The following is a 21,113-nucleotide window of genomic DNA, read 5'->3' as shown; positions in this document are numbered from 1 at the left end:
TCCAACGAATCACGACACCCTGTGTCAGGTATTCCGATACGATTTTTCGTGTGCGCGCCGACCGGTTGGTCTCGCTGGTGCTGCTGCTGCGCCAGCGCGGTCGGCTGTCCGCGGCCACGCTGGCCCGCGAGCTGGAGGTATCCACCCGCACCGTGCTGCGCGACATCGAGGCGCTGTCCGCGGCCGGCGTCCCGGTCTATGCCGAACGCGGCCGCCACGGCGGGTTCGGGTTGCTGCCCGGGTTCCGGACCGAGCTCACCGGGCTGAACCACGACGAGGCCCTTGCCCTGCTGACCGCTGGATCGGGGCGCGGCGAGCAGGTGTTCGGCCTCGGCTCGGCGCTCGCCTCGGCCATGCGCAAGGTGGTCGACGCCATGCCTGAGAGCCACCAGGCCACCGCGAGCGACGTGGCCCAGCGATTTCTGGTCGACCCGGAGACCGACCTGCTCGCACGCCGGCCGGTCACGGACGAGGTGCCCGACGCCACGATGATCGAGGTCCGACGCGCGGTGCTCGCCGGACACAAGCTGCGCATCCACTACGCGGCCGCGGGCCAGGCCCCGAAGTGGCGCACGGTGGACCCGATCGGCCTGGTCACCGTGCGGGACAAGGGCTACCTGCTGGCCACGGCGTCCGGCGCGGACCGCACCTACCGGCTGTCCCGGATCCTGGCCGCCGAGGAGCTCGCCGAGCCGGCGGAGCGACCGGACCGGGTCGATCTGGACCAGGTCTGGCAGGAACGCAGCACCCGGTTTCGGACCGGCGGCGACCAGGTCACCGTGCTCGTCCGGGTGGACCCGGCGCGACGGGAGGAGCTGGTGGGCACCGCGCTGGCCGTACTCGCCGAAGAGGCCGAGGAGGACGGCAGCCTGCGGCTGGAAGTGACCTTCCAGGACTCACGACACGCCGAATGGGCGCTGTGGCAGCTCAGCACCGACGCGGAAGCACTGGCCCCGCAGTCGTTGCGCACGTCCCTGCGCAACCGTGCCGCCGCGATCGCTGCCCGCTACGAAGACCCGTCCTGAGCCGCGGTGCCCGCTGCGGCACGGCGCTTCCAGGAGACCTCGCGGATGTCGATGAACGCGCGGATGCATGCGGCGCAGCCGTCCAGGTGCACCTCGAGGTGGTTCTCGCGGTCAGGGGGAAGGCGCCTGTTGAGGTAGTCGTGCATGGCGGCGCGGGTGGAGCGGCACTCAGGCGCGTCGACCTCGCAGACGTCAGTTATCCGCACGTCACTTGTGATCGTCACGAACCTGCCCCCTGTGCAAGCACTGTCCGGTTTTGACCGGCTGGGCCCCAGTTTCACCGTGAATGACGATTCATCGAAATTTAGGTGTGATAAGCCCTTTGCTTGGCCTGGGGCAGGCCGAGGGACAGCCCTACCGCCGACCAGGGCACGCACCCCGTCCCGGCTGCCGGGCCTCGCCTAGCGCTGCGCGTGCACCACGAGGACGGGGCACGGCGCGGCCCGGAGCACGGCGTCCGGCGCGCTGCGCAGCAGGTGGCCCATGACGGGTGGGTGGCGGTGTCCGCCGACGATCACGAGGTCGTCCGGGGCGAGGTCGTACAGCAGCGCGGAGATCCTGTCCCCGCGTCGGATCACCACCGAGCAGGTGACCCGCGGGTACTTCTCCGACCATCTGGCCACCCGGTCGGCCAGGTCCGCCATTGCCGCCTCGTGCCAGGAAGCGGCCACGGGGTCCATCTCGGGCAGCGCGGAGGTGATCGGGTCGGAACCTGTCACGTGCAGGATCTCGAGAGTGCAGCCGCGCACGTCGGCCTCGGAGAAGGCCGCACCCAGGACGTCCGGTTCGTCGTTGCGTCCGACACCGACCCGGATCCGGCGCGGGTCCCCGGCCGACGCGCCCGCGGGCACCACGGCCACCGCTCCGGGAGTCGTCGCCGCCAGCGCCGCGGAGGTCGAGCCGAGCAGCAGGCGGTCGAACGCCCCGAGGCCGCGTCGCCCCACCACCACGAGCTCGTGGGCCTCTGCGCGCTGGATCAGCTCGTAGGCGGCGGCGCCGGGCACCACGACCACCTCGAGGTCGTGCCCGCCCGGGCGGCGCGAGCCGAGCAGGTTGCGCGCCGCCCGGGCGGCCTGGTTGGCCTGGTCTCGCATCTCACCGATCAGATCACCGATCCCCGGATCGGGCGTGATCGGCACGGCGTAGGTCGCCAGGACCGTCAGGCGAGCCTCGTGCAGGTCGGCGGCGCGGGCCGCCCAGTCCAGCGCGACCAGGCTCTCGTCCGACCCGTCGACCCCGACGATGATGCCCCGGTACCAGTTGATGCTCATGACTGCCTCCTCGGTCGACCTCCAGGACATCAGGCGGCCGGGCGGGTGCGGCAGAGCCGGGTTGCCCTGGATCCCGGGACCAAGGTCCCCGGTGTGGCCGCCCGCCGCGCGCGCTACCGTGGCCCTCGGGAGGTGCCGATGGACCTGACTGGCACGCCGCGCGACCGCACCGACCTGCTGCTCGACGCGGTCATCACGGTCAGCCGCGGCCTGGACCTGGAGACGGTGCTGCACCGCATCGTGGAGACCGCCGTCGAGCTCGTCGATGCCCGGTACGGCGCCCTCGGCGTGCTCGGAGCCGACGGACGGATCGCCCGGTTCCTCACGGTCGGCCTGACCGACGAGCAGATCGCCGCGATCGGTCCGTACCCCACGGGGCACGGCGTGCTGGGCGAGCTGATCCGCAATCCCGTGCCCCTGCGCCTCCACGACCTGGCCGCCCACCCCGCATCGGTCGGCTTCCCCGCGCACCACCCGCCGATGAATCGGTTCGTCGGGATGCCGCTGCGGGTGCGCGGCGCGCCGTTCGGCAACCTCTATCTGACGGACAAGCACGGCGGCGGCGACTTCACCGCCGAGGACCAGCGGGTGCTGGAGGCCCTCGCGGCAGCGGCGAGCGTCGCGGTGGAGAACGCCCGGCTGTACGACGTCGCACGGCTGCGCGAGCGCTGGGCGCGCGCGAACGACCGGATCTCCCGCCAGGTCCTGGCCGGCTCATCGCCGGACGACGTCCTGACCCTCATCGGCAGCCAGGCACGGGAGGTGGCCGACGCCGACCTCACGGCCATCTCCGTGCCGGACCCGCTCACCGGGCGCCTGATGCTGCAGACCGCGTCCGGCCTGGGCACCGAGGCGCAGGTGGGGTCGGTCCTGTCCGCCGACGGGACGTTCGCCGCGCTCACCTTCCGTACCGGCGTGCCGATGGTCACCGACGACGCCGCCACCGACGAGCGCGCCGGATTCGCGCTCGATCTGCCGGTGACGCTCGGGCCGCTGGCCGTCTGGCCCCTCGGCGAGCCGGGCAGCGCCCGTGGTGTCCTGGCCGCGGCGCGCGTCCGTGGCCAGGAACCGTTCTCGTCGGTAGTGGTGGAGGCGCTGAGCGCGTTCGCCGCCCAGGGCGCCGTCGCCCTGGAGCTGGCGGAGGGCCGGGCCGACGCCGAGCGTGTGGTCCTGCTGCGCGACCGGGAGCGCATCGCACGGGACCTGCACGACCTTGCGATCCAGCGGCTGTACGCCACGGGCCTGTCGCTCCAGCGCGTGGCACGCACCGCACCACCGCAGGTCGCCGAGCAGCTCAACACGGCGGTCGACGAGCTGGACGAGACGATCTCCCTGGTGCGGACCACTATCTACCGGCTGCAGTCGGATGACGGGTCCGGCGGCGCGAGCGGCCGGCGGGTCGGCCTGCGCTCGCGGGTGATCACGGAGGTCGACGCGGTAGCCACAGCGCTCGGGTTCCCTGCCCGGCTGCGGTTCGCGGGCGCCGTCGACACCCTGGTGCCGCCCGACACGGCCGAGCACGTCGTCGCCGTACTGCGTGAGGCCCTGTCGAACGTCGCCCGGCACGCGTCGGCCTCCCGGGCGGAGGTCCGGCTCGCCGTGGCGGACGACCTGGTGCTCACCGTGAGCGACGACGGCACGGGCATCCCACCGGGCGCCCCGCACAGCGGCCTGCGCAACCTCGCCCGGCGCGCGGACGAGCTGGGCGGCAGCCTGGAGGTCGGGCCGGGGGACCGGGACGCCGACCGGGTCGGGACCCGCCTGGTGTGGCGGGTCCCGCTCCCCACCGACCTCCCCACGGACACGGTCCTGCCGGCCTGATCCCGGGCGCGTCCGGTGCGGCCCGCGCAAGCAGGCGTCAGGGGTGGGGTCGTTCCTCCCGCTCCAGTCGGGCGGAGAGGACGGCGGCCTGGGCTCGTCGTTCGAGCCCGAGCTTGGCGAAGATCTTCGAGACGTAGTTCTTGACCGTCTTCTCGGCGAGGAACAGCTCGGCGCCGATCTGCCGGTTGGTCAGGCCGTGCCCGATCAGGAGGAGGATCCGGTGCTCCTGGTCGGTGAGGTCGGCGAGCGGGTCGGGCTCGTGGTGGGCGTCGGCGCGGAGCCGTTCCATCACGCGCGCGGCGGCTCGGGGGTCGAGGACCGAGCCGCCCGACGCGACGGTCCGCACGGCCTCGACCAGGTCGGTGCCGCGTACCTGCTTGAGCACGTAGCCCGCGGCACCCGCGAGGATCGCGTCGTAGAGCGCCTCGTCGTCCGCGAACGAGGTGAGCATGAGGCAGGCGAGATCCGGCATGCGGGAGCGCAGCTCACGGCAGACGGTCACGCCGTCGCCGTCGGGCAGCCGGACGTCCAGCACCACGACGTCCGGTTTCGCCGCAGGCACGCGCGCCAGGGCCTCGCGGGCGGTGCCCGCCTCGCCCACCACGCGCACGCCGGGCTCCGACTCGAGCAGGTCGGCGACGCCGCGGCGCACGACCTCGTGGTCATCCACGAGGAACACGCGCACGTCCATGCGCTCTACCGTAGCTGTGGTGCCCGTCCTGGTCACCGCCGGGACGGGCACCACGGGGTGGGCTGTCATCGCAGCACGGGGAACCGCTTGACCAGCGGGAGCCGTGCCCACTGCTTGCCGAGACCGATCGTGTCACCGGCCAGGTAGGCGGCCAGCCCGACCAGCAGGACGGCGTCGAGCAGGTGGTAGTCCACGAAGGGGTTGTTCTCCAGCGGCAGTGATGCCATCCACATCAGCAGCATGAGCAGCGCGCCGGTCCCGGCGGCGAGGCGCATGCCGATGCCCAGGGCGAGGGCGACACCGATACCGAGCAGCCCCAGCATGAACAGCCAGTCGATGACCGGGTTGCCCGCCAGTGCGCCGAAGAATCCGGCGAAGGGTCCTTCGACGCCGCTGAGGAAGCCCTCGGTGGGGGCGCCGCCGTTGATCCAGGCGCGGTCGGTCGGCGTGGCCACGCCCCAGCCGAAGAGCTTGTCGCCGAACGCCCAGAGGAACTCGACGGCGAGGAGCAGCCGGACGCCCGCGAAGCTGTACCGGGCGACGGACTTGCTCGTGACAGTCGTGGCAGCCGAGGCGGCACGCTCACGCGCGACCGGTCCGTGTGCCGACGATGCGGAGTGGCTGATCGAGCTCATGATGTCCTCCTGGGAGATGCGCCGGAACCCTTCCGGTGCCTGTCTCCACGCTCCCGCGGACCGCCAGCCGCCGGCAGAGTCCCCGGCCCCGCATCCAAGGGACCTTGGTCCCGACCGTGTGACCTGCACGGACCGGGTCCAGCTGAGTCATCCCGCGGGGACCGCCACCGGCCTGGTCGTCAGGTACCTGCCGAGCAGGCCGTGGCGGGGAGCGAACAGGTAGACGAGGGTGAACGCCACACCCTGGACGACCACGACGAGCCCGCCGGAGGCGGCGTCCAGCCAGTAGCTGAGGTAGATCCCCACGACCGAGCAGATCGCCGACATGACCGGGGCGATCACGAGCATGCGCCCGAACCGGTCGGTGAGCAGGTAAGCGGTGGCGCCGGGGATGATCAGCATCGCCACGACCAGGATCACCCCGACGACCTGGAGCGCGACGACGGCGGTCAGGGCGAGGAGCCCGAGCAGCAGCGCCCCGAGGAACCGGGGCGAGAGCCCGATGGCGTGGGCGTGCATCGGGTCGAACGCGTACAGGGTCAGGTCGCGGCGCTTGACGACCAGGACCACGAACGCGACGGCGGCGAGGATGCCGATCTGGACGAGGTCGGCGGTGGAGACGCCGAGGATGTTGCCGAAGATGATGTGGTTCAGGTCGGTCTGGCTCGGCGTCACGGAGATGAGGACGAGGCCGAGGGCGAACAGGGTGGTGAACACGATCCCGATCGCGGCGTCCTCCTTGACGCGGCTCGTGCCGCGGATCGCGCCGATCAGGGCGACGGCGAGGAACCCGAACACCAGGGCGCCCAGCGCGAACGGTGCGCCGAGGACATAGGCGAGCACTACCCCGGGCAGGACGGCGTGGGAGACGGCGTCGCCCATCAGCGACCAGCCCACCAGGACGAGCCAGCACGAGAGCAGCGCGCAGACGACGGCGGCGATCACGGTCGTCACGATCGCGCGGACCATGAAGTCGTACTGCAGCGGCTCCAGCAGCAGGTCGAGCGGGCTCATACGGATCCTTCGTGGTCGAGCACGTCGACGCCGTCGAGGCCGAACGCGCGGGCGAGGTTCTCCGGCCGGAGCGCCTCGGAGACGTCACCGTGGAACAGGACCCGGTGCAGCAGCAGCACCGCCTCGTCGGCCAGGCGCGGCAGGGCGTGCAGGTCGTGGGTGGACACCAGGACCGTCCGGCCGTCGGCCGCCAGCTCCTTCAGCAGCCGGACGATAGTGGCCTCGGAGCGCTTGTCGACGCCGGCGAAGGGCTCGTCCAGCAGCAAGGTCCGGGCGTCCTGGGCGATGCCGCGCGCGACGAACGCGCGCTTGCGCTGCCCGCCGGACAGCTGCCCGATCTGCCGGTCGGCGTAGTCGGTGAGCTCGACCCGGTCCAGGGCGTCGGCGACGGCGGCGTGATCGGCCGGCCGGGCGCGCCGGGTGAGGCCCTGGCGTCCGTAGCGGCCCATCATGACGACGTCACGGACGGACACGGGGAAGGCCCAGTCGACGTCCTCGCTCTGCGGCACGTAGCCGACCCGGCCCTCCCGGCGTGCCACGACGGGGTCGGCGCCGTCGATCAGGACGCGTCCGCGGTCGGGGCGGACCATGCCCATTATCGACTTGAACAGGGTCGACTTGCCGGATCCGTTCATCCCGATCAGCCCGGTCACCCGCCCCGGCCCGACGCTCAGCGACACGCCGTCGAGGGCCAGGACCTCGCCGTAGCGGACCACTACGTCCGCCACCTGGATCGCGGCGGCCCGGGTCCCGGTGGCCTGGTTCGTCGCGTCCTGGTTCGCGGTCATGCGTTGCCCCCGGTGAGGGCGTCGATGATCGTCGCGCTGTCGTAGCGGATCAGGTCGAGATAGGTCGGCACCGGCCCGTCGGCCTCCGAGAGGGAGTCGACGTAGAGGGTGCCGCCGAAGGCCGCACCGGTCGCCTCGACCACCTGCTGCATCGGCTTGTCCGAGACCGTCGACTCGCAGAACACGGCCGGGACGTCGTTCTCGCGCACGAACTCGATGGCCGAGGCGATCTGCTGCGGGGTGGCCTGCTGCTCGGCGTTGACCGGCCAGATGTACCGCTCGGTCAGGCCGGCGTCGCGGGCGAGGTAGGAGAACGCGCCCTCGCAGGTCACCAGCGCCCGTTCGTTCTCCGGCAGGGCGGACAGCCCGGTGGCGAGCTCGTCCTGGACCTCCTGCAGCTCCGCCTGGTACGCCGCGCCGTTGGCCGCGTAGTCGTCGGCGTGCGCCGGGTCGAGGTCGCTGAACGCTTCGACCATGTTGTCGACGTAGAGAGCGACGTTCACGGGGCTCATCCACGCGTGCGGGTTCGGTTTGCCTGCGTAGGCGTCCTCGGTGATGTCCAGCACCTCGACGCCGTCGGACACGACCACGTGCGGCACGTCCACCGACTCCACGAACTGCCCGAACCACGACTCGAGGTTGAGCCCGTTGTCCAGGATCAGGTCCGCCTCGGACGCCCTCGCGATGTCGCGCGGCGTCGGCTCGTACCCGTGGATCTCCGCGCCGGCCTTCGTGATCGACTCCACCCGCAGGTGCTCGCCGGCCACGTTCTGCGCGACGTCCGAGAGCACCGTGAACGTCGTCAGCACCACCGGCCGGTCGTCCGCCGCGCGTTCCAGGGCCGACGCCGAGCAGCCGGACAGCGCTCCCGCGACCAGCGCGAGCGGGAGCGCGAGACGGAGGACGGCGGGGGTACGGCGGGCGCTGGGCATGTCGAGACTCTAAAAGTTCGGGCATCCGAAAACAAGTACTCGGCGGATCGAACTCGATGGCCTTCACACCCGGCCGTTCAGCCGGCGCAAATGTGCCGATATGTTCGTCGCCATGTCTGACGAGCGCGGGATCGACTGGTCCGGTGGAGGCGACAGCGGCCGACGCTCGACGCCGCGACCCGCCGACGAGACCGGGCTCGGGGCGCTGGTCAAGGACCCCCTTTTCCTGGCCGTGGTGCCCGTCGCGCCGTTCGTCCTGATCGCGTTCAACGTCTGGTCGATCACGCGCGGTGACTCGAACGCGATGCTTGCCGTCATCCAGCACGTCAACCCGCTGAGCCTCGTCCTGGCGACGTGGACCGACCTCATCGCGACGATCGCCGTGCTCGGCGTCGTGCTGCAGCGCCGCATCTGGTTCCGGCCGGGCAGGATCGATCCGCTCGTCGTCCTCGTCCTGGCCGGCATCCTGTGCCTCCCGGTGGCCTCCGTGGTGATCTTCGCGTTCTACGCCTGGGTCGCGTGGATGCGGCGGCTCGACTTCCCGCTCAGCAGCCGCCTGGACCGGCTCCCGCTCGACGAGCTGACCGTCAAGAGCCGGGCGGCCGGGACGAGCTTGTGGACGGGTGCTGCGCTGGCGGTCTTCGCGGCGCTGGCGTTCGTCGTCGGCCTGGTCTCCGCGGCGGTGAGCCGCGACCTGGTCCTGCTCTTCTACCAGGTCATCGGCGCGGTGACGGTCACGTTCTTCCTGCTCGCGCGCACGCGCGAGGCCCCGGGCTGGATCCGGCTCGCCGACCGGACCTATCCCGCGCTGCTGCTCGTCCTCCTGCTGCTGTGGTCGCTGTGGGAACCCGTCGCGTCCTCGCGCTGGCTGCCGAACGAGCGCGTGGTCGTCGACGGCGTCGCGGCGTCCTCCGGGGAGAGCTCCAGATACCACGACGGCATGGTCGTGAACGTCGACGACGTCAGCCTCCTGCTCCTGCGCGACGACGGCGCCCTGGAGCAGATTCCCGCCGCGAAGATCGTCGGCCGCGCCGTCTGCCCGGTCGAGACCGGGGCCGAACCAGGGGAGCAGGACAGGTCGCTCATGTCCAGGCTGGTCGCCGCGCGGGCCGACGCCCAGACGGCTACCCGATGGCGGGACCCGATCTGCGGGGCGCCGGACTCCTAGCGCCGGACTCGGGACGGGGCGACGTGCGGGAGTCCGTGCCGACGCCCGCCTACAACGCGTCGAGGATCGCCGTGGACGGGACGAAGAAGGCAGTGCCGGTGTGCGCGGTCGAGAAGTCGAGGATCCGGTCGTGCAGGCCGGGCGGGTCCCCGACGAACATGCGCTCGAGCATCCGCTCGATGACCCACAGGTGGCGGGAGTAGCCGATGAAGTAGGTGCCGAACTCGCCGTGCCCCGGCCGGCCGAACGGCATGTTGTCGCGCAGGATGTCGTGCTCGCCGCCGTCGTCGCCGGTGATCGTGGTGAGGGTCTTGTGCGACTTCTGCCCCTCGGCCGCGTCGTCCAGCTCCACCCCGTCGGCCTTCGTGCGGCCGATGATCTGCTCCTGCTGCTCGGTCGTCAGCGCCCGCCACGCGGCGAGGGGATGCAGGTACTTCTGCACGACGACGTAGCTGCCACCGGCGAATGCCGGGTCCTCGTCGCCGACGAGGGTGGACTCGGGGAGCTCGGCGCCGACGGGGTTGGCCGTCCCGTCGACGAAGCCCAGCAGGTCGCGGGTGTCGAAGTAGCGGAACCCGGACACCTCGTCGGCGGTGGTGACCGAGGCGCCGAACGCGTCGAGCAGCAGGCGTTCGAGCTCGAAGCAGAGGTCCTGCCGATCGGACCGGATGTGGAACAGCAGGTCACCCGGGGTGGCGACCGCCGTGTGCGCGGCGCCCGCGATCTCGCGGAACGGGTGGAGCTCGGCGGGCCGCTCCCGTCCGGTCAGCTCCGTCCAGATCCGGCTGCCGATGCCGACCGTGCACGAGACCGGGTTCTGCGGGTCCCGGAACCCGACGGTCTTGACCAGACCGGCGAGGTCGGAGAGCACTTCGCGGACCGCGCCCAGCGCATCGTCGCCGTCGGCCACGACCAGCACGAGGAAGACGGCGGACCGGGTCAGCGGGGCGCCGACGCCCTGGGGCGTGCCCAGGGCGCGGTGCGCCGGGGGAGCGGTCCGCCCACTGTCTCCGCTGATCATCCTGTCCGACGACATGCCGGAAGGCTAACAGCGGCCCTAGTTCTCGGGCAGTTCGAGCAGCCGCGCGTGCAGGTCCACGAGGCTCGTCGCGTGCACGTCGAACCGGTCGTCCGGACGAGGCAGGTCGCCTGCGGGGCGGGGCACGTACGCCGTGCGCATCCCCGCCGCCGCGGCGGCTCGCAGGTCCCAGGCGTGCGCCGCCACCATGAACGGCGGACCCGAGGCGGCGGGCGCGCTGGCGACCGCCAGCTCGTAGACCTCGCGACCCGGCTTGTACGTGCCCGCGTCCTCCGCGGAGAGCACCTGGTGCCAGCGCAGCCCGCCGCCCGCGCTGAGCCCGGCCAGGACGCGACGGCTCGCGTTCGACAGGCCGAGCACCGCCAGGTCGCCCGCGAGGAGGTCGAGGCCGGCGACGGTGTCCGGCCAGGGGCGCAGCCGCTCCGACGCGTCGGCCAGCACAGCGGCCGACCCGGGCGGCAGCAGGTGCTCGTGGACCAGCGAGTTCAGGACCTCGCGATCCAGCTCGTGGCTCGGGATGAACGCACGACGGCGCTCGACGATCTCGCGCTCCTGCTCGGCGATGCGCTCGAGCCATCGACGGGCTACGTACGCCGCGGCACCGCTCTTGATCCCGGTCACCTCGGACACCCGCCGCCCGAGGCTCCCGGCCTGGTCGACCAGGGTGCCGAGAACATCGAAGACGACAGTCGGACGGGCTGGCCCTATCGCCGCAGGCTGCATGCGCAACACCGTAGTGGAATGTCTGATCGGCTCAGGAGCACGATCTTTCCGCGGGCACGATCGCCGCCGAGGTCAGCGAAGCGTCTGCGCGCCGATGACGGACAGCACCTGCAGCTTCTCGTAGCTCTCGCTGCCGGGTACGGCGGTGTAGACCATCAGCGAGTGGGCCTGGCCCGGGTCGACGAGCCGCTGGCAGTTCAGCTCGAGGGCGCCGACCTCGGGGTGGTTGAAGTGCTTGACCTCGTGGGGGCGTATCCCGATCTCGTGGTCGTCCCACACGCGCCGGAACTCCTCGCTGCTGTCCAGGAGCAGGCCGGCCAGGTACGCGGCCCGGGAGCCAGGACCGCGGAGGGTGACCATCTCGCGCAGCCCCGAGGCGTACATCCGAGTCAGGAACGCGTGCTCCTCCTGAGCGTAGATGTTCCGGGAGGCCGGGTCGGTGAACCACCGGTAGCCGGTGCTGCGGGCGGGCCCGGTGTACTGGGTCGTGTTGCCGGTGAGCGCGACGCCCATCGGCGTCTGCCGCAGGGTCTCGCCGAGCTCCGTGACGATCTCCGCGGGGGTGTCCTCCAGGCGGTCGAGGATGCGCAGCAGGCCAGGGCTGATGTGCTCGCTGGACGTTCCCCTGGGCGGTGGGTTGTGCCCGGCGAGGCGGAACAGGTGGTCGCGCTCGTCGAGCGACATGTGGAGCCCCTGGGCGATCGAGCCGAGCATCTGCTGCGACGGCTGCGGTCCACGCTCCCGCTCCAGGCGGGAGTAGTAGTCGGCCGACATGTTGCACAGGGCCGCGACCTCCTCGCGCCGCAGCCCGCTGGTCCTGCGACGCTGCCCGCGCGGCATGCCGACGTCCTCCGGCTGCAGTGCCTCACGACGATTGCGGAGGAACTCCGCCAGCCCGGTGCGATCGATCACGACGCCCCCTTTCACGAGTGGTGCTTCGTTTCTACCGCCTGCGCGAGGAAGTAGCCACGGCCCGCCGATCCCCCCTTACGGAGCCCAGCCGTGACCCGCCAAGCCTGTGATCGGACTACCCCTCCGCCCCTGGCTCCAGCAGCGCCAGGAGGATCCGCTGCAGCTCGGTGCGGTCGCGCGGCGGGATCGTCGCCAGCCTCCGGTCGAACGCCGTCGCCAGTGCTGCGAAAGCGCGGTCCCGCGCCGCCTCACCCTCGTCGGTCAGCACGAGCCGATGCCGCCGCAGGTCCGCGTCGTCGATCTCGCGTCGCATGAACCCCTTGGCGACCAGGTTGCGCACATAGACCGTCACGCTCGCCTTGGGGATGACCAGCGCCGTCGCCAGCTTTGCCGGGTACGGCGACGCCGCGACCTCGGCGAGCACGAAGAACTCCTTCGTCTCCAGCCCGAGCTCGGCCAGCTCGGCGCTGCAGGCGTCCAGCACGACGGTCAGCAGGCGATGGTTCAGCGTCCACAGCTGTGCGGCGTCAACCGACACACGAGCCCCCTCATCCAAGTGGTACAGTTCTGAACTAGTTCGAGACTGTACTACTGCCCATCTCGAACAGAACGGCTATCGAACAAACTCTACGCGAAGGACCTCATCAGATGGTTCAGCACATCACGATCCCGCGCGGGCCGATCGAGCTCGCGGCCGACCTCCACCTGCCCGACGACCTCGACCTCGACGGCATCGACGAAGCCGCGCCGCTGCGCGCCGTGGTCCTCTCGACGCCGGGCAGCAGCGTGAAGGAGCAGATCGGCGCGAACTACGCCTCCCGCTTGGCCGCCCGAGGAATCGCGGCGCTCGTGTTCGACCCCGCGCACCAGGGCCAGAGCGGCGGCGAGCCCCGCGACCTCGAGGACCCGTACCGTCGCGGTGAGGACATCTCCTACGCGATCGACGCGCTCAGCACCGTCCCCGGCATCGACCCGCACCGCATCGGCGTGCTCGGCATCTGCGCCGGCGGCGGCTACGCGGTGCACACCGCCCGCACCGACCATCGCATCAAGGCGGTCGGCACTGTGGTGCCGAGCGACACGGGTGCCGCCTTCCGCGCCTTCCAGCCGGACGGCCCGGCGGCCGCGCTCGACACCATGGCTGACGCCCGCACCGAGGAGGCTCGTACCGGCGAGCTGACCCGCGAGAACTGGCTGCCCGACACCCTGGAGGACGCCGCCGCGGCCGGCCTGACCGATATCGACACGACCCAGGCGATCACGTTCTACCGGACCGAGCGGGGCCGCAACGAGCACTCGACGAACCGCCGCCTCTCCCGTGGCGACTCGCTGCTCCTCGGCTACGACGCGTTCCACCTGGTCGATCAGCTCATGACCCAGCCGCTGCAGGTCATCCTCGCCGGACGCATCGGCAACACCGGCTCCTACGAGACCGGCATGCGGCTGTGGAAGCTGGCGCCCAACCCGGTCGACCTCATGGTGGTCGACGGCGCCGGTCACTACGAGATGTACGACGAGCCCCAGTACGTCGAGGCCGCCGTCGACCGGCTCGTCGCCTTCTACTCGGACAACCTGTAGTCCGAGCGTTACGCGTCGCTGCGCAGCCCGCGCAGGGTGTGCTCGAAGCTGCGGCGGTAGGCGTCGCGGTGCTGCTGGTCGCACGCGCGGGCGATGATGCCGCGCTCCCAGATGAGCAGGTGGACGTCGTCCGGGGTGAGGTCGTCCCGGATGGTGCCGGTGGCCTGGGCGTCATCGAGGAACCGTGCGGCGGCCGCGCTGGCGTGCTCGCACAGCGCGATCAGCTGCTCGGACCCGGGCATGGCACGCAGCAGGACGTCGTTGGCGGCGGGCTCGTCGTACTGGAGCAGCCAGATCTGGCGCAGGTAGCTCTCGAACCGGTCGACGGGGTCGTCGACGGCGTCGACCGAGGTGACGATGCCGCGGATGCGTTCGGCGACGAGCTCCTCGACCACCGAGTCGATCAGTCCCTGCCTGCCCCCGAAGCGGTGGTAGATGGTGCCCTTGCTGACCCCCGCTGCACGCGCCACCTCGTCGAGGGGGCTGTTCAGCCCGCCCGCACGGAACACGTCGAGGGCAGCCGTGCGGATGCCCTCGACGTTGCGCCGTGCGTCGGCACGTAGCCGCGGCGGGTCCGAGGTCATCGGCCGGACCCGGCGGTGACCCCGGCCGCGGTGGGCGAGCCGACGGTCTCGTTCCAGCTCGTCTCCAGGGCCTGCACGAACGCCTCGACCGGCTGTGCGCCGGAGACGGCGTACTTGCCGGCGAACACGAAGAACGGGACACCCTGGATGCCGTACTGGCGGGCTTGCTGGATGTCCGCCTCGACGGCGTCGGCGAACTCCCCGCCGGCCAACGCGGCGAGGGCGGCGTCGCGGTCTAGGCCGACGTCGGCGGCCAGGTCACCCAGGACCTGGTGGTCGGCGACGTTCAGCCCGTCGGTGAAGTACGCCTTGAACAGCCGCTGGACCATCTCGTGCTGCTTGCCCTGCGTGGCGGCGAAGTGGCTGAGCTGGTGCGCGGTGCGGGTGCCGACTGCCTGGGCGTGATCGAACCGGTAGTCCAGCCCGATCTGCCGCGCCCGCTCCGTGACCTGGTCGTTCATCGCCTGCGCCTGCTCGAGCGGGAGGCCGTGCTTGGCCGACAGCAGCTCGGCGGGGTTGACCGGGGCGTCGTCCTCGGTCAGCCCCGGCATGAGCAGGAAGCTGTGGTACCGCACGTCGACGCCGGAGGCGTGGGGGAACTTCTCCAGCGCCTGCTCCAGGAGCGTGTCGCCCATGTAGCAGAACGGGCACATCACGTCGCTCCACACATCGACCACGAGCCGGTCGGTGGCCCGGCCGAACGCCTCACCGGTCATCAGTAGCACTCTCCATCCAGGTCGCAGACGCCGAAGGCCTCGCCCACGGGGAGGAGCTTGAACGGCGTCGGGGTGGCCGGGCCGCCGTCGACGGCCCCGGGGGTCTCCGCTGCCGGTGTCTTGATCGCCGGGGCGTCGACCGCCCGGACCGGCTCGATGATCGCGTTACTTGACGTCATGGTCAAGAACGATAGGACTAACTTGATCGATGCGTCAACTTCGGTCGAGGACGGCGAACGCCTCGACCTCGACGAGGACGTCGGGCTCGAACAGGTAGTCGACGCCGATGAGCGACACGGGCGGGCGCGGGCTCGGTTCGACGGTGAGGACTGAGCGACCGCGGACTGAATGACCCCCGCCATCTCCTAGGATGTTCGCGACAATTGGCATGAACTGACTAGGAGCGGCTTCGGTGTCATCGGACTCTTCGACAAGCCTTCGGGTTGCCTGGATCGGCGCGGGGGCCGTGGTCCTGGCGGCGGTGATCGGTCTGTTCACCGGGACGGTCGAGGTGCCCGTGCTGTCGGGCAGCCCTACATCGTCCGACCTGCAGACCCAGGTCGCGGACCTCACGGCGGCGAAGAGCACGCTCGAGGCCGAGAACAAGGCGCTCCGCGAGCAGATCAACGAGCTCGCCGCCCAGCAGGCCGGGTCGGAGACGTCTGCGGAGACCGATTCCGCGGCGGCGCCCGCGGGGGAGATCACCATCAACAACTACACGTGCATCGATCTCGACAGCGAAGAGACCAACTGGGGCGCGAACGAGGACGGGGACGGTGACCTTTGCTACGCCGACTACCTCCAGGGCGACCGGCTCTCGGTCCTCGACGACGCGCCGACCCTCGACACCTGCGAGGCGCAGACCCAGTTCTCGGACAGCATCCACGAGGTCGAGAAGCTGCTCCGCAGGTACGTCTGCGTGACGTCGGACGCCGACCGGCTGGTCAGCGTGTACGTCACCGACGCGTCGCCGGAAGCGATGTCCCTCGAGATCACCCGGCTGGAGTCGTAGGCCCATCCTCCTGCCGCCGGATCTCGGGGTGCGTCGGGATGCCGAGCCGGTCCGCCGTCAGCTGGACCTTCTGGTGCGACACCGAGGGGCGTAGCGCGTTGAGCCGGTCCATCGCGGCAAGGGCGCGCTCGGGCTGTCGCGCGGCGACGGCGTTGACGATGGCCTGCGCGACGACGAGCGGGATGCTCGCGTCGCTGGCCGCGGTGAGCGACGTCGGCGCGGTGGTGATGACGTGGTCGGCTTCGGCACGGATGGGCATGCCGATGGCCTCGGTGATCAGCACCACCGGCGCACCCTGTGCCCGCGCGGCGCGGACGGCGGCGACAACCTCGTCGAACTGGCGGATGGGCGCGAACACGATGACCGCGTCGCCGGGACGGATCCCGGCCAGCTCGTCGGCGAGCAGCACGCCGGTCATCCGCGAGCTGCGGGCGTCGACCCCCGTGCGGGCGAGGAAGAACGCGAGGTAGTCGGCGATGTAGCCCGTCGGCGCTAGCCCGTAGCAGAAGACCCGGTCGGCGCCGGCGATGTCGTCGACGACGGCGTCCCAGTCGAACTCGTCGAGCGTGGCGCGGAACTGCTCGATCGCGCGGGCCGTGTCGTCGACGACCCGGCGGAGATGGCTCCCGTCGGGGCGGGCGCTGGTCACCAAGGAACGCAGCATCGACGGCTACGTCGTGCGCACCCCGAGCGCGAACGTGCACACCGTGGGCGCGGGCGGCGGCTCGATCGCGCGGGTCGACGGCGCCGGCGCGCTCCAGGTCGCGGCCGTCTACCACGGCGGCATGTACGGCGGTTCGACGACGGCGATCCTGCTGAACATCCCCGGCGAGGTCTCCTCGCTGCCGTCCGCGCTGGAGGGCTACCCGCTGACCAAGCGCGGGCGGGCCGGCGCGGCGCTCGCGACGGCGGCGGTCTCGTCGTTCGTCGCCGGGATCGTCGGCACCATCGGGGTCATGCTGCTGGGCCCCACGCTGGCCCGGTTCGCCCTCGCCTTCGGGCCGCCCGAGCAGTTCGGCCTCATCCTGTTCAGCCTCACGGCCATCGCGGGGCTCGTCTCGGGCTCGCTCGTCAAGGGGCTCGCGATGGGGGTGCTCGGCATCCTGCTCTCGCTCGTCGGCTACGACGCGATCTCCGGCGTCCAGGTGCTGACCTTCGGCTCGTGGACGCTCGCGCAGGGGTTCAGCGTGGTCCCCGTCATGATCGGGCTGTTCGGCATCGGGGAGATCCTCAAGACCCTCCTGCGCAGCGAGCCCGACGCCAGCATCGCGAAGGTCGGCAGCCTGCTGCCCACGCGGGAGGAGCGCCGCGCGAGCGTCGGCCCCACCGCGCGCGGCACGCTCCAGCGCTTCTTCCTCGGCCTGATCCCCGGGATGCTGCCGTCGGTGACGTCGTTCCTCAACTACAGCTGGGAGCGCCGTCGGGCCGAGCGCCGCGGCACCTCGAGGTTCGGCCGCGGCACCATCGAGGGCATCGCCGGCCCGGAGGCCTCCAACAACGGCGCCGCCATGGGCGGGTTCGTGCCCCTGCTCAGCCTCGGTATCCCCACCGGCGCGTCGATGGCGCTCATCCTCGCCGCGCTCCTCGTCTACGGGCTCGTGCCCGGGCCGATGCTGTTCACGCAGGAGGCCGACTTCACCGCCGGGATCATCGCCAGCTTCCTCGTCGCCAACGTGATCCTGCTCCTGCTGAACCTCCCGCTGGTCGGGCTGTGGGCCAAGAACGCCCGCGTCCCGTTCAGCATCATGGGCCCCATAGTCGTGGTGTGCTGCCTCGCCGGCGCCCTGCTGGAGCGCAACAGCCTGTTCGACGTCGGCGTGTGCGCCGTCTTCGGGTTCCTGGCCCTCCTGCTGGACAGGGCGAACCTGCCGGTCGCGCCCCTGGTCATGGGGTTCGTGCTCGGGCCAGCCCTCCAGCAGACCATGCGGCAGTCGTTCACCATGTCGCCCACGTTCTTCGTGGAGCGGCCGATCTTCGCGGTCTTCGCCCTGGCCTCCGTCGCGACGGTGGCCTGGTCGATCATTCGGACGGTGCGCTCGCAGCGGGCCCTGGAGGCGGTGCGGTAGTCCCGTCCGACGGCGTCTCGGCCTTGGCGTGGAGGATCTCGCGGGCCTGCGCCGCGGCGCGGACAAGGCTCTCGCTGACGAAGTCCATGAAGCGCGCGATGTTCTTCAGGCGTCGCTGCGGCTGGAGTCGACGACGGCGGCGAAGGCGCGGATCAGCGGATTCGCGTTGGTTGTCTGCCATGCGAATGCCCAGCGGCAGGGCGGGGCGTCGCGGACCGGGACGTAGACCACGTTGGGCCGAGGGTAGTAATGGGCGGCCTGGGCCGCAGCGGCGATGACGACCTGTCCGCCGCTGACCTCCTTGAGTCCCTCGTCCCAGGTGGCGACGACCGGGCCGCGGGCGATCAGACGTCCGGACGGGGTGCGGAAGGGATGGTAGACCTCCTCCATCGACGCCGGGATCGGCGACTCGAGCGCCACGAACGTCAGGTCGCCGTAGTCCTCCATGCCGATCGACTCGCGGCCGGCAAAGGGGTGGGTCGCGGACATGGCGACCACGATCGACGAGGTGTGGGTGATCCGGCCGACGGTGATGTCGGGTTCGCGCACCGGCAGCCACAGGTGGGCGACGTCGATCTCGCCGGACTGCAGCGGCGTGAGCGGATCGACGGCGTTGAGGTCGCGGTGGAGGAGCCGGGCGGCTGGATGGCGCGTTCGGAACCGTTCGAGGATGTCCTCGATCATCCAGCCCTGGATGCCCATGGTGCCGAGCGTGAGCGTGCCCGAGACCTCGCGGCTGACAGCCGACGCCTCCTCGATCCCGTCGAGCATCTGCTGGTAGGCGGGCCGGAGGGTCTGGTAGAGCCGCTCGCCGAGCGCGGTGAGGCGGACCGTTCGGGAGGTGCGTTCGAACAGCGGGGCGCCGATGCGGCGTTCCTGCTTCTTGATGACGTGGCTGACCCGGGACGGGGTGACATGCAGTCGCTCGGCGGTGCGTCCGAAGTGCAGCTCCTCGGCCAGCGCCAAGAAGATCTCGATGTCCCGAAGCTCCATGAATCCTCCCGGACCGTGAACCTAGCGGTCATCGCTGCGTTGCCACAATCCGCATCGATGACCTGTAGAGCAAGGCTGCAATACCGACATCGCCGTTGTTCGGCGACGGCCGTCCCGCCAATCTGTTGACGAGCGCTCGGGAGGGTCACGGCTGGCTGGTCCAGGCGTAGCGTTCACTTCCACTAAGTGCAACGGCTCATAAGGTCTCGTTGCGTTAACTTCTCACAGCGCGCAACGATTTATCCCATTTGACCTGCAAAAACGGTGACCAAATTCAAGATGAGTGTTGCTGGATTCGCGAACGCAACGTAGCGTTTCCAACATCAGAAACCACGAGTACCACCAAGCACAGGAGCTGAGCACAGTGCAGAACTTCAACACCCCGACCCCGATCTCCACCGTCCTGGACATCCCCGCAGCACGCGTCCAGCTCATTGCCGCCGAGCGGGCTGACACAGTGGTCGAGGTCCTCCCCGCGGACGCCTCCAAGGGCCGCGACGTGAAGGCCGCGGAAGCCACCACCGTCGAGTACGCCGACGGCGTACTGCGGATCGTGACCCCGGTGAAGCACGAGATCCTCGGCGCCTCCGGTGCCATCGAGGTGACGGTCCAGCTTCCCGCCGGCTCCAGCGTCGAGGGCAAGGCGGCCACCGCCGAGCTGCGCGGCGTCGGCCGGTTCGGTGACGTCACCCACGAGGCCTACGGCGCGATCAACGTCGACGAGGCGGCGAGCGTCCGCCTCACTGCCCAGGCCGGCGACGTCTCGGTCGGTCGCCTGACCGGTCCCGCGGAGATCAGCACCATGCAGGGCGACATCAGCGTCACCGAGGCCGTCCGCGGCAAGGTCGTGCTGACCACCCAGGCCGGCAACGTGTCGGTGGGTGCCGCTGCCGGTGTCTCCGCGTCCCTCGACGCCGGCACCGCCGTGGGCCGGGTCGAGAACGCGCTCAAGAACACGGGCGCCGTCGACCTGGAGATCCACGCGACCACCACCCAGGGCGACATCACCGCCCGCAGCCTCTGAGCAGCACCCGTCCTGACCGGCCCGGCCGCCACGGCGGCCGGGCCGGGGCAGGCCGTTCGACCCAGCCACAGACTCCGTGGATCGACCCCGAACGGTTGATCCACGTCTTCGAGAGCGTGACGAGAGAGGAAGCCGGATGAGTATCGAGTCAAGTACCCGAGCAGACAGCGGGCCCGCGATCCGCGTGCAGGGCATGGAGAAGTCCTACAAGGACCTGCACGTGCTGCGCGGCGTCGACTTCGAGGTGGCGACGGGCAGCATCTTCGCGCTGCTGGGCTCCAACGGAGCGGGCAAGACGACGATGGTGCGGATCCTGTCGACGCTGCTGAGGCCGGACGCCGGCACGGCGACCGTCAACGGGTTCGACGTCACCACCGACGCGCAGCGAGTTCGGGAGTCGATCAGCCTGACCGGGCAGTTCGCGGCCGTCGACGAGGTCCTCTCCGGCCGGGAGAACCTGGTGCTGGTGGCCAAGCTGCGGCACCTGAAGGACCCCGGCCAGATCGCTGACGACCTCCTGGCCCGGTTCGACCTGGTCGAAGCGGGATCGCGCAAGGCAGGCACCTACTCCGGTGGCATGCGTCGCCGCCTGGACATCGCGATGAGCCTCATCGGGCAGCCGAAGGTGATCTTCCTGGACGAGCCCACGACGGGCCTCGACCCGGAGGCGCGCATCGAGGTGTGGCAGGTCGTCAAGGAGCTCTCGGAGCAGGGGACCACGGTGCTGCTCACCACGCAGTACCTGGACGAGGCTGAGGAGCTCGCCGACCGGATCGCGATCCTGCACCAGGGCCGCATCATTGCGAACGGCACCCTGGGCGACCTCAAGGCGCTGCTTCCGCCGGCGAAGGTCGAGTACGTCGAGAAGCAGCCCACCCTCGAGGACATCTTCCTCACCCTCGTGGGCACCAACGGCAAGGACGGCAAGGACCAGTCGAGCGTCGAGTCGAGCAAGGAGCAGTCATGATCAAGCACTTCTTCGGTGACACCGCGGTCCTGACCGGGCGGTCCCTGACCCACATCCTGCGCAGTCCCGACACGATCATCACCACCGCGGTGACCCCGATCGCGATGATGCTGCTGTTCGTCTACGTCTTCGGCGGAGCGATCAACACCGGCAC

At 70.7% G+C, this 21,113-nt stretch carries 25 protein-coding genes and 1 pseudogene; 10 read left to right on the top strand and 16 right to left on the bottom strand.

Annotation, left to right across the window (positions count from 1 at the left end):
• Nucleotides 1-50 precede the first annotated feature (50 nt).
• Nucleotides 51-1,025, top strand: coding sequence for a YafY family protein (locus tag C8K30_RS11770; RefSeq protein ID WP_108493107.1), 975 nt, complete (start codon nt 51-53; stop codon nt 1,023-1,025).
• On the opposite strand, the gene C8K30_RS11765 is transcribed toward C8K30_RS11770, so the two are convergent.
• Nucleotides 1,007-1,249 carry a zf-HC2 domain-containing protein gene (locus C8K30_RS11765; protein WP_146197439.1) on the bottom strand — a complete coding sequence of 81 codons (243 nt, stop codon included), beginning with the start codon at nt 1,247-1,249 and terminating at the stop codon, nt 1,007-1,009. The two genes, C8K30_RS11770 and C8K30_RS11765, sit on opposite strands and share 19 nt — an antisense overlap.
• A gap of 177 nt (nt 1,250-1,426) precedes the next feature.
• A complete protein-coding gene (locus C8K30_RS11760) occupies nt 1,427-2,296 on the bottom strand; it encodes a universal stress protein (RefSeq protein ID WP_158280987.1) in 870 nt (289 codons plus the stop codon).
• Between the two features lie 138 nt (nt 2,297-2,434).
• On the opposite strand from C8K30_RS11760, the gene C8K30_RS11755 reads away from it, so the two are divergent.
• A complete protein-coding gene (locus tag C8K30_RS11755) occupies nt 2,435-4,117 on the top strand; it encodes a GAF domain-containing sensor histidine kinase (RefSeq protein WP_108493104.1) in 1,683 nt (560 codons plus the stop codon).
• A 37-nt stretch (nt 4,118-4,154) separates the two neighbouring features.
• On the opposite strand, the gene C8K30_RS11750 is transcribed toward C8K30_RS11755, so the two are convergent.
• The 5 genes from C8K30_RS11750 to C8K30_RS11730 all read right to left on the bottom strand — a co-directional run bounded on the left by C8K30_RS11750 (nt 4,155) and on the right by C8K30_RS11730 (nt 8,177).
• A complete protein-coding gene (locus C8K30_RS11750; RefSeq protein ID WP_233257138.1) occupies nt 4,155-4,808 on the bottom strand; it encodes a response regulator transcription factor in 654 nt (217 codons plus the stop codon).
• A 65-nt stretch (nt 4,809-4,873) separates the two neighbouring features.
• Nucleotides 4,874-5,443: a hypothetical protein gene (locus C8K30_RS11745; RefSeq protein ID WP_108493102.1), complete on the bottom strand. Its 570-nt coding sequence runs from the start codon at nt 5,441-5,443 to the stop codon at nt 4,874-4,876.
• Nucleotides 5,444-5,590: 147 nt separating this feature from the next.
• The gene (locus tag C8K30_RS11740; protein ID WP_108493101.1) at nt 5,591-6,457 is read right to left on the bottom strand and encodes a metal ABC transporter permease; all 867 of its coding nucleotides are present in this window, start codon (nt 6,455-6,457) and stop codon (nt 5,591-5,593) included.
• Nucleotides 6,454-7,245, bottom strand: coding sequence for a metal ABC transporter ATP-binding protein (locus C8K30_RS11735; RefSeq protein ID WP_108493100.1), 792 nt, complete (start codon nt 7,243-7,245; stop codon nt 6,454-6,456). The genes C8K30_RS11740 and C8K30_RS11735 overlap by 4 nt, the downstream gene beginning before the upstream one ends.
• Complete coding sequence (locus C8K30_RS11730) at nt 7,242-8,177, bottom strand: metal ABC transporter substrate-binding protein (RefSeq protein ID WP_108493099.1); 936 nt, start codon at nt 8,175-8,177, stop codon at nt 7,242-7,244. Before C8K30_RS11730 ends, C8K30_RS11735 begins: the two co-directional genes overlap by 4 nt.
• Before the next feature lie 112 nt (nt 8,178-8,289).
• Here C8K30_RS11730 and C8K30_RS11725 point away from each other — a divergent pair, with 112 nt between their 5' ends.
• Complete coding sequence (locus C8K30_RS11725; protein ID WP_146197437.1) at nt 8,290-9,345, top strand: hypothetical protein; 1,056 nt, start codon at nt 8,290-8,292, stop codon at nt 9,343-9,345.
• Between the two features lie 49 nt (nt 9,346-9,394).
• On the opposite strand, the gene C8K30_RS11720 is transcribed toward C8K30_RS11725, so the two are convergent.
• The 4 genes from C8K30_RS11720 to C8K30_RS11705 all read right to left on the bottom strand — a co-directional run bounded on the left by C8K30_RS11720 (nt 9,395) and on the right by C8K30_RS11705 (nt 12,557).
• A complete protein-coding gene (locus C8K30_RS11720) occupies nt 9,395-10,381 on the bottom strand; it encodes a Dyp-type peroxidase (RefSeq protein WP_199230458.1) in 987 nt (328 codons plus the stop codon).
• Nucleotides 10,382-10,402: 21 nt separating this feature from the next.
• A complete protein-coding gene (locus C8K30_RS11715; protein ID WP_108493097.1) occupies nt 10,403-11,107 on the bottom strand; it encodes an HAD-IA family hydrolase in 705 nt (234 codons plus the stop codon).
• 72 nt (nt 11,108-11,179) lie between these two features.
• Nucleotides 11,180-12,019 (bottom strand): helix-turn-helix transcriptional regulator, encoded by an 840-nt coding sequence (locus tag C8K30_RS11710; RefSeq protein WP_108493096.1) that lies wholly within the window; start codon nt 12,017-12,019, stop codon nt 11,180-11,182.
• A gap of 115 nt (nt 12,020-12,134) precedes the next feature.
• A complete protein-coding gene (locus C8K30_RS11705; protein WP_108493095.1) occupies nt 12,135-12,557 on the bottom strand; it encodes a MarR family winged helix-turn-helix transcriptional regulator in 423 nt (140 codons plus the stop codon).
• 110 nt (nt 12,558-12,667) lie between these two features.
• Here C8K30_RS11705 and C8K30_RS11700 point away from each other — a divergent pair, with 110 nt between their 5' ends.
• A complete protein-coding gene (locus C8K30_RS11700; protein WP_108493094.1) occupies nt 12,668-13,597 on the top strand; it encodes an alpha/beta hydrolase in 930 nt (309 codons plus the stop codon).
• 8 nt (nt 13,598-13,605) lie between these two features.
• On the opposite strand, the gene C8K30_RS11695 is transcribed toward C8K30_RS11700, so the two are convergent.
• The 3 genes from C8K30_RS11695 to C8K30_RS11685 are packed head-to-tail and all read right to left on the bottom strand — an operon-like array spanning nt 13,606 to nt 15,076.
• Nucleotides 13,606-14,181 (bottom strand): TetR/AcrR family transcriptional regulator, encoded by a 576-nt coding sequence (locus C8K30_RS11695; RefSeq protein WP_108493093.1) that lies wholly within the window; start codon nt 14,179-14,181, stop codon nt 13,606-13,608.
• On the bottom strand, nt 14,178-14,897 hold the full coding sequence (locus C8K30_RS11690) for a DsbA family oxidoreductase (RefSeq protein WP_108493092.1): 720 nt from the start codon (nt 14,895-14,897) through the stop codon (nt 14,178-14,180). The genes C8K30_RS11695 and C8K30_RS11690 overlap by 4 nt, the downstream gene beginning before the upstream one ends.
• A complete protein-coding gene (locus C8K30_RS11685; RefSeq protein ID WP_108493091.1) occupies nt 14,897-15,076 on the bottom strand; it encodes a hypothetical protein in 180 nt (59 codons plus the stop codon). Before C8K30_RS11685 ends, C8K30_RS11690 begins: the two co-directional genes overlap by 1 nt.
• Here C8K30_RS11685 and C8K30_RS30955 point away from each other — a divergent pair.
• Nucleotides 15,075-15,230, top strand: a complete 156-nt coding sequence (locus tag C8K30_RS30955; protein WP_199230456.1) for a hypothetical protein — start codon at nt 15,075-15,077, stop codon at nt 15,228-15,230. The two genes, C8K30_RS11685 and C8K30_RS30955, sit on opposite strands and share 2 nt — an antisense overlap.
• Before the next feature lie 79 nt (nt 15,231-15,309).
• Nucleotides 15,310-15,909, top strand: a complete 600-nt coding sequence (locus C8K30_RS11680) for a hypothetical protein (protein WP_146197436.1) — start codon at nt 15,310-15,312, stop codon at nt 15,907-15,909.
• On the opposite strand, the gene C8K30_RS11675 is transcribed toward C8K30_RS11680, so the two are convergent.
• A complete protein-coding gene (locus C8K30_RS11675) occupies nt 15,890-16,573 on the bottom strand; it encodes a MurR/RpiR family transcriptional regulator (protein WP_108493529.1) in 684 nt (227 codons plus the stop codon). The genes C8K30_RS11680 and C8K30_RS11675 overlap by 20 nt on opposite strands.
• Before the next feature lie 13 nt (nt 16,574-16,586).
• Between C8K30_RS11675 and C8K30_RS11670 the strand changes: the two genes are divergently transcribed.
• The gene (locus C8K30_RS11670; RefSeq protein ID WP_158280986.1) at nt 16,587-17,975 is read left to right on the top strand and encodes a tripartite tricarboxylate transporter permease; all 1,389 of its coding nucleotides are present in this window, start codon (nt 16,587-16,589) and stop codon (nt 17,973-17,975) included.
• Nucleotides 17,976-18,080: 105 nt separating this feature from the next.
• Here C8K30_RS11670 and C8K30_RS11660 read toward each other — a convergent pair whose 3' ends face one another.
• Nucleotides 18,081-18,968 carry a LysR family transcriptional regulator gene (locus tag C8K30_RS11660; protein ID WP_108493087.1) on the bottom strand — a complete coding sequence of 296 codons (888 nt, stop codon included), beginning with the start codon at nt 18,966-18,968 and terminating at the stop codon, nt 18,081-18,083.
• 364 nt (nt 18,969-19,332) lie between these two features.
• Here C8K30_RS11660 and C8K30_RS11655 point away from each other — a divergent pair, with 364 nt between their 5' ends.
• From C8K30_RS11655 to C8K30_RS11645, 3 genes and pseudogenes are all read left to right on the top strand, one after another.
• Nucleotides 19,333-19,992, top strand: coding sequence for a DUF4097 family beta strand repeat-containing protein (locus C8K30_RS11655; RefSeq protein WP_108493086.1), 660 nt, complete (start codon nt 19,333-19,335; stop codon nt 19,990-19,992).
• A 136-nt stretch (nt 19,993-20,128) separates the two neighbouring features.
• Nucleotides 20,129-20,959 carry an ABC transporter ATP-binding protein gene (locus tag C8K30_RS11650; protein ID WP_108493085.1) on the top strand — a complete coding sequence of 277 codons (831 nt, stop codon included), beginning with the start codon at nt 20,129-20,131 and terminating at the stop codon, nt 20,957-20,959.
• Nucleotides 20,956-21,113: pseudogene (locus tag C8K30_RS11645) on the top strand (ABC transporter permease); the annotation flags it as partial. The gene C8K30_RS11650 and the pseudogene C8K30_RS11645, both read left to right, overlap by 4 nt.

The sequence above is a fragment of the Promicromonospora sp. AC04 genome (assembly GCF_003058225.1).
Taxonomy (GTDB): Bacteria; Actinomycetota; Actinomycetes; order Actinomycetales; family Cellulomonadaceae; genus Promicromonospora.
The sequence above is the reverse complement of the archived record's forward strand: the minus strand, read 5'-3'. Positions and strand labels throughout refer to the sequence as shown.

What these genes read in the sequence shown, in the direction of transcription:
- C8K30_RS11760 (WP_158280987.1), bottom strand. Translation starts at nt 2,296, where the DNA reads ATGAGCATCAACTGGTACCGGGGCATCATCGTCGGGGTCGACGGGTCG.
- C8K30_RS11755 (WP_108493104.1), top strand. Translation starts at nt 2,435, where the DNA reads ATGGACCTGACTGGCACGCCGCGCGACCGCACCGACCTGCTGCTCGAC.
- C8K30_RS11750 (WP_233257138.1), bottom strand. Translation starts at nt 4,808, where the DNA reads ATGGACGTGCGCGTGTTCCTCGTGGATGACCACGAGGTCGTGCGCCGC.
- C8K30_RS11745 (WP_108493102.1), bottom strand. Translation starts at nt 5,443, where the DNA reads ATGAGCTCGATCAGCCACTCCGCATCGTCGGCACACGGACCGGTCGCG.
- C8K30_RS11740 (WP_108493101.1), bottom strand. Translation starts at nt 6,457, where the DNA reads ATGAGCCCGCTCGACCTGCTGCTGGAGCCGCTGCAGTACGACTTCATG.
- C8K30_RS11735 (WP_108493100.1), bottom strand. Translation starts at nt 7,245, where the DNA reads ATGACCGCGAACCAGGACGCGACGAACCAGGCCACCGGGACCCGGGCC.
- C8K30_RS11730 (WP_108493099.1), bottom strand. Translation starts at nt 8,177, where the DNA reads ATGCCCAGCGCCCGCCGTACCCCCGCCGTCCTCCGTCTCGCGCTCCCG.
- C8K30_RS11725 (WP_146197437.1), top strand. Translation starts at nt 8,290, where the DNA reads ATGTCTGACGAGCGCGGGATCGACTGGTCCGGTGGAGGCGACAGCGGC.
- C8K30_RS11720 (WP_199230458.1), bottom strand. Translation starts at nt 10,381, where the DNA reads ATGTCGTCGGACAGGATGATCAGCGGAGACAGTGGGCGGACCGCTCCC.
- C8K30_RS11715 (WP_108493097.1), bottom strand. Translation starts at nt 11,107, where the DNA reads ATGCAGCCTGCGGCGATAGGGCCAGCCCGTCCGACTGTCGTCTTCGAT.
- C8K30_RS11700 (WP_108493094.1), top strand. Translation starts at nt 12,668, where the DNA reads ATGGTTCAGCACATCACGATCCCGCGCGGGCCGATCGAGCTCGCGGCC.
- C8K30_RS11695 (WP_108493093.1), bottom strand. Translation starts at nt 14,181, where the DNA reads ATGACCTCGGACCCGCCGCGGCTACGTGCCGACGCACGGCGCAACGTC.
- C8K30_RS11690 (WP_108493092.1), bottom strand. Translation starts at nt 14,897, where the DNA reads ATGACCGGTGAGGCGTTCGGCCGGGCCACCGACCGGCTCGTGGTCGAT.
- C8K30_RS30955 (WP_199230456.1), top strand. Translation starts at nt 15,075, where the DNA reads ATGGTCAAGAACGATAGGACTAACTTGATCGATGCGTCAACTTCGGTC.
- C8K30_RS11685 (WP_108493091.1), bottom strand. Translation starts at nt 15,076, where the DNA reads ATGACGTCAAGTAACGCGATCATCGAGCCGGTCCGGGCGGTCGACGCC.
- C8K30_RS11675 (WP_108493529.1), bottom strand. Translation starts at nt 16,573, where the DNA reads ATGCTGCGTTCCTTGGTGACCAGCGCCCGCCCCGACGGGAGCCATCTC.
- C8K30_RS11660 (WP_108493087.1), bottom strand. Translation starts at nt 18,968, where the DNA reads ATGGAGCTTCGGGACATCGAGATCTTCTTGGCGCTGGCCGAGGAGCTG.
- C8K30_RS11650 (WP_108493085.1), top strand. Translation starts at nt 20,129, where the DNA reads ATGAGTATCGAGTCAAGTACCCGAGCAGACAGCGGGCCCGCGATCCGC.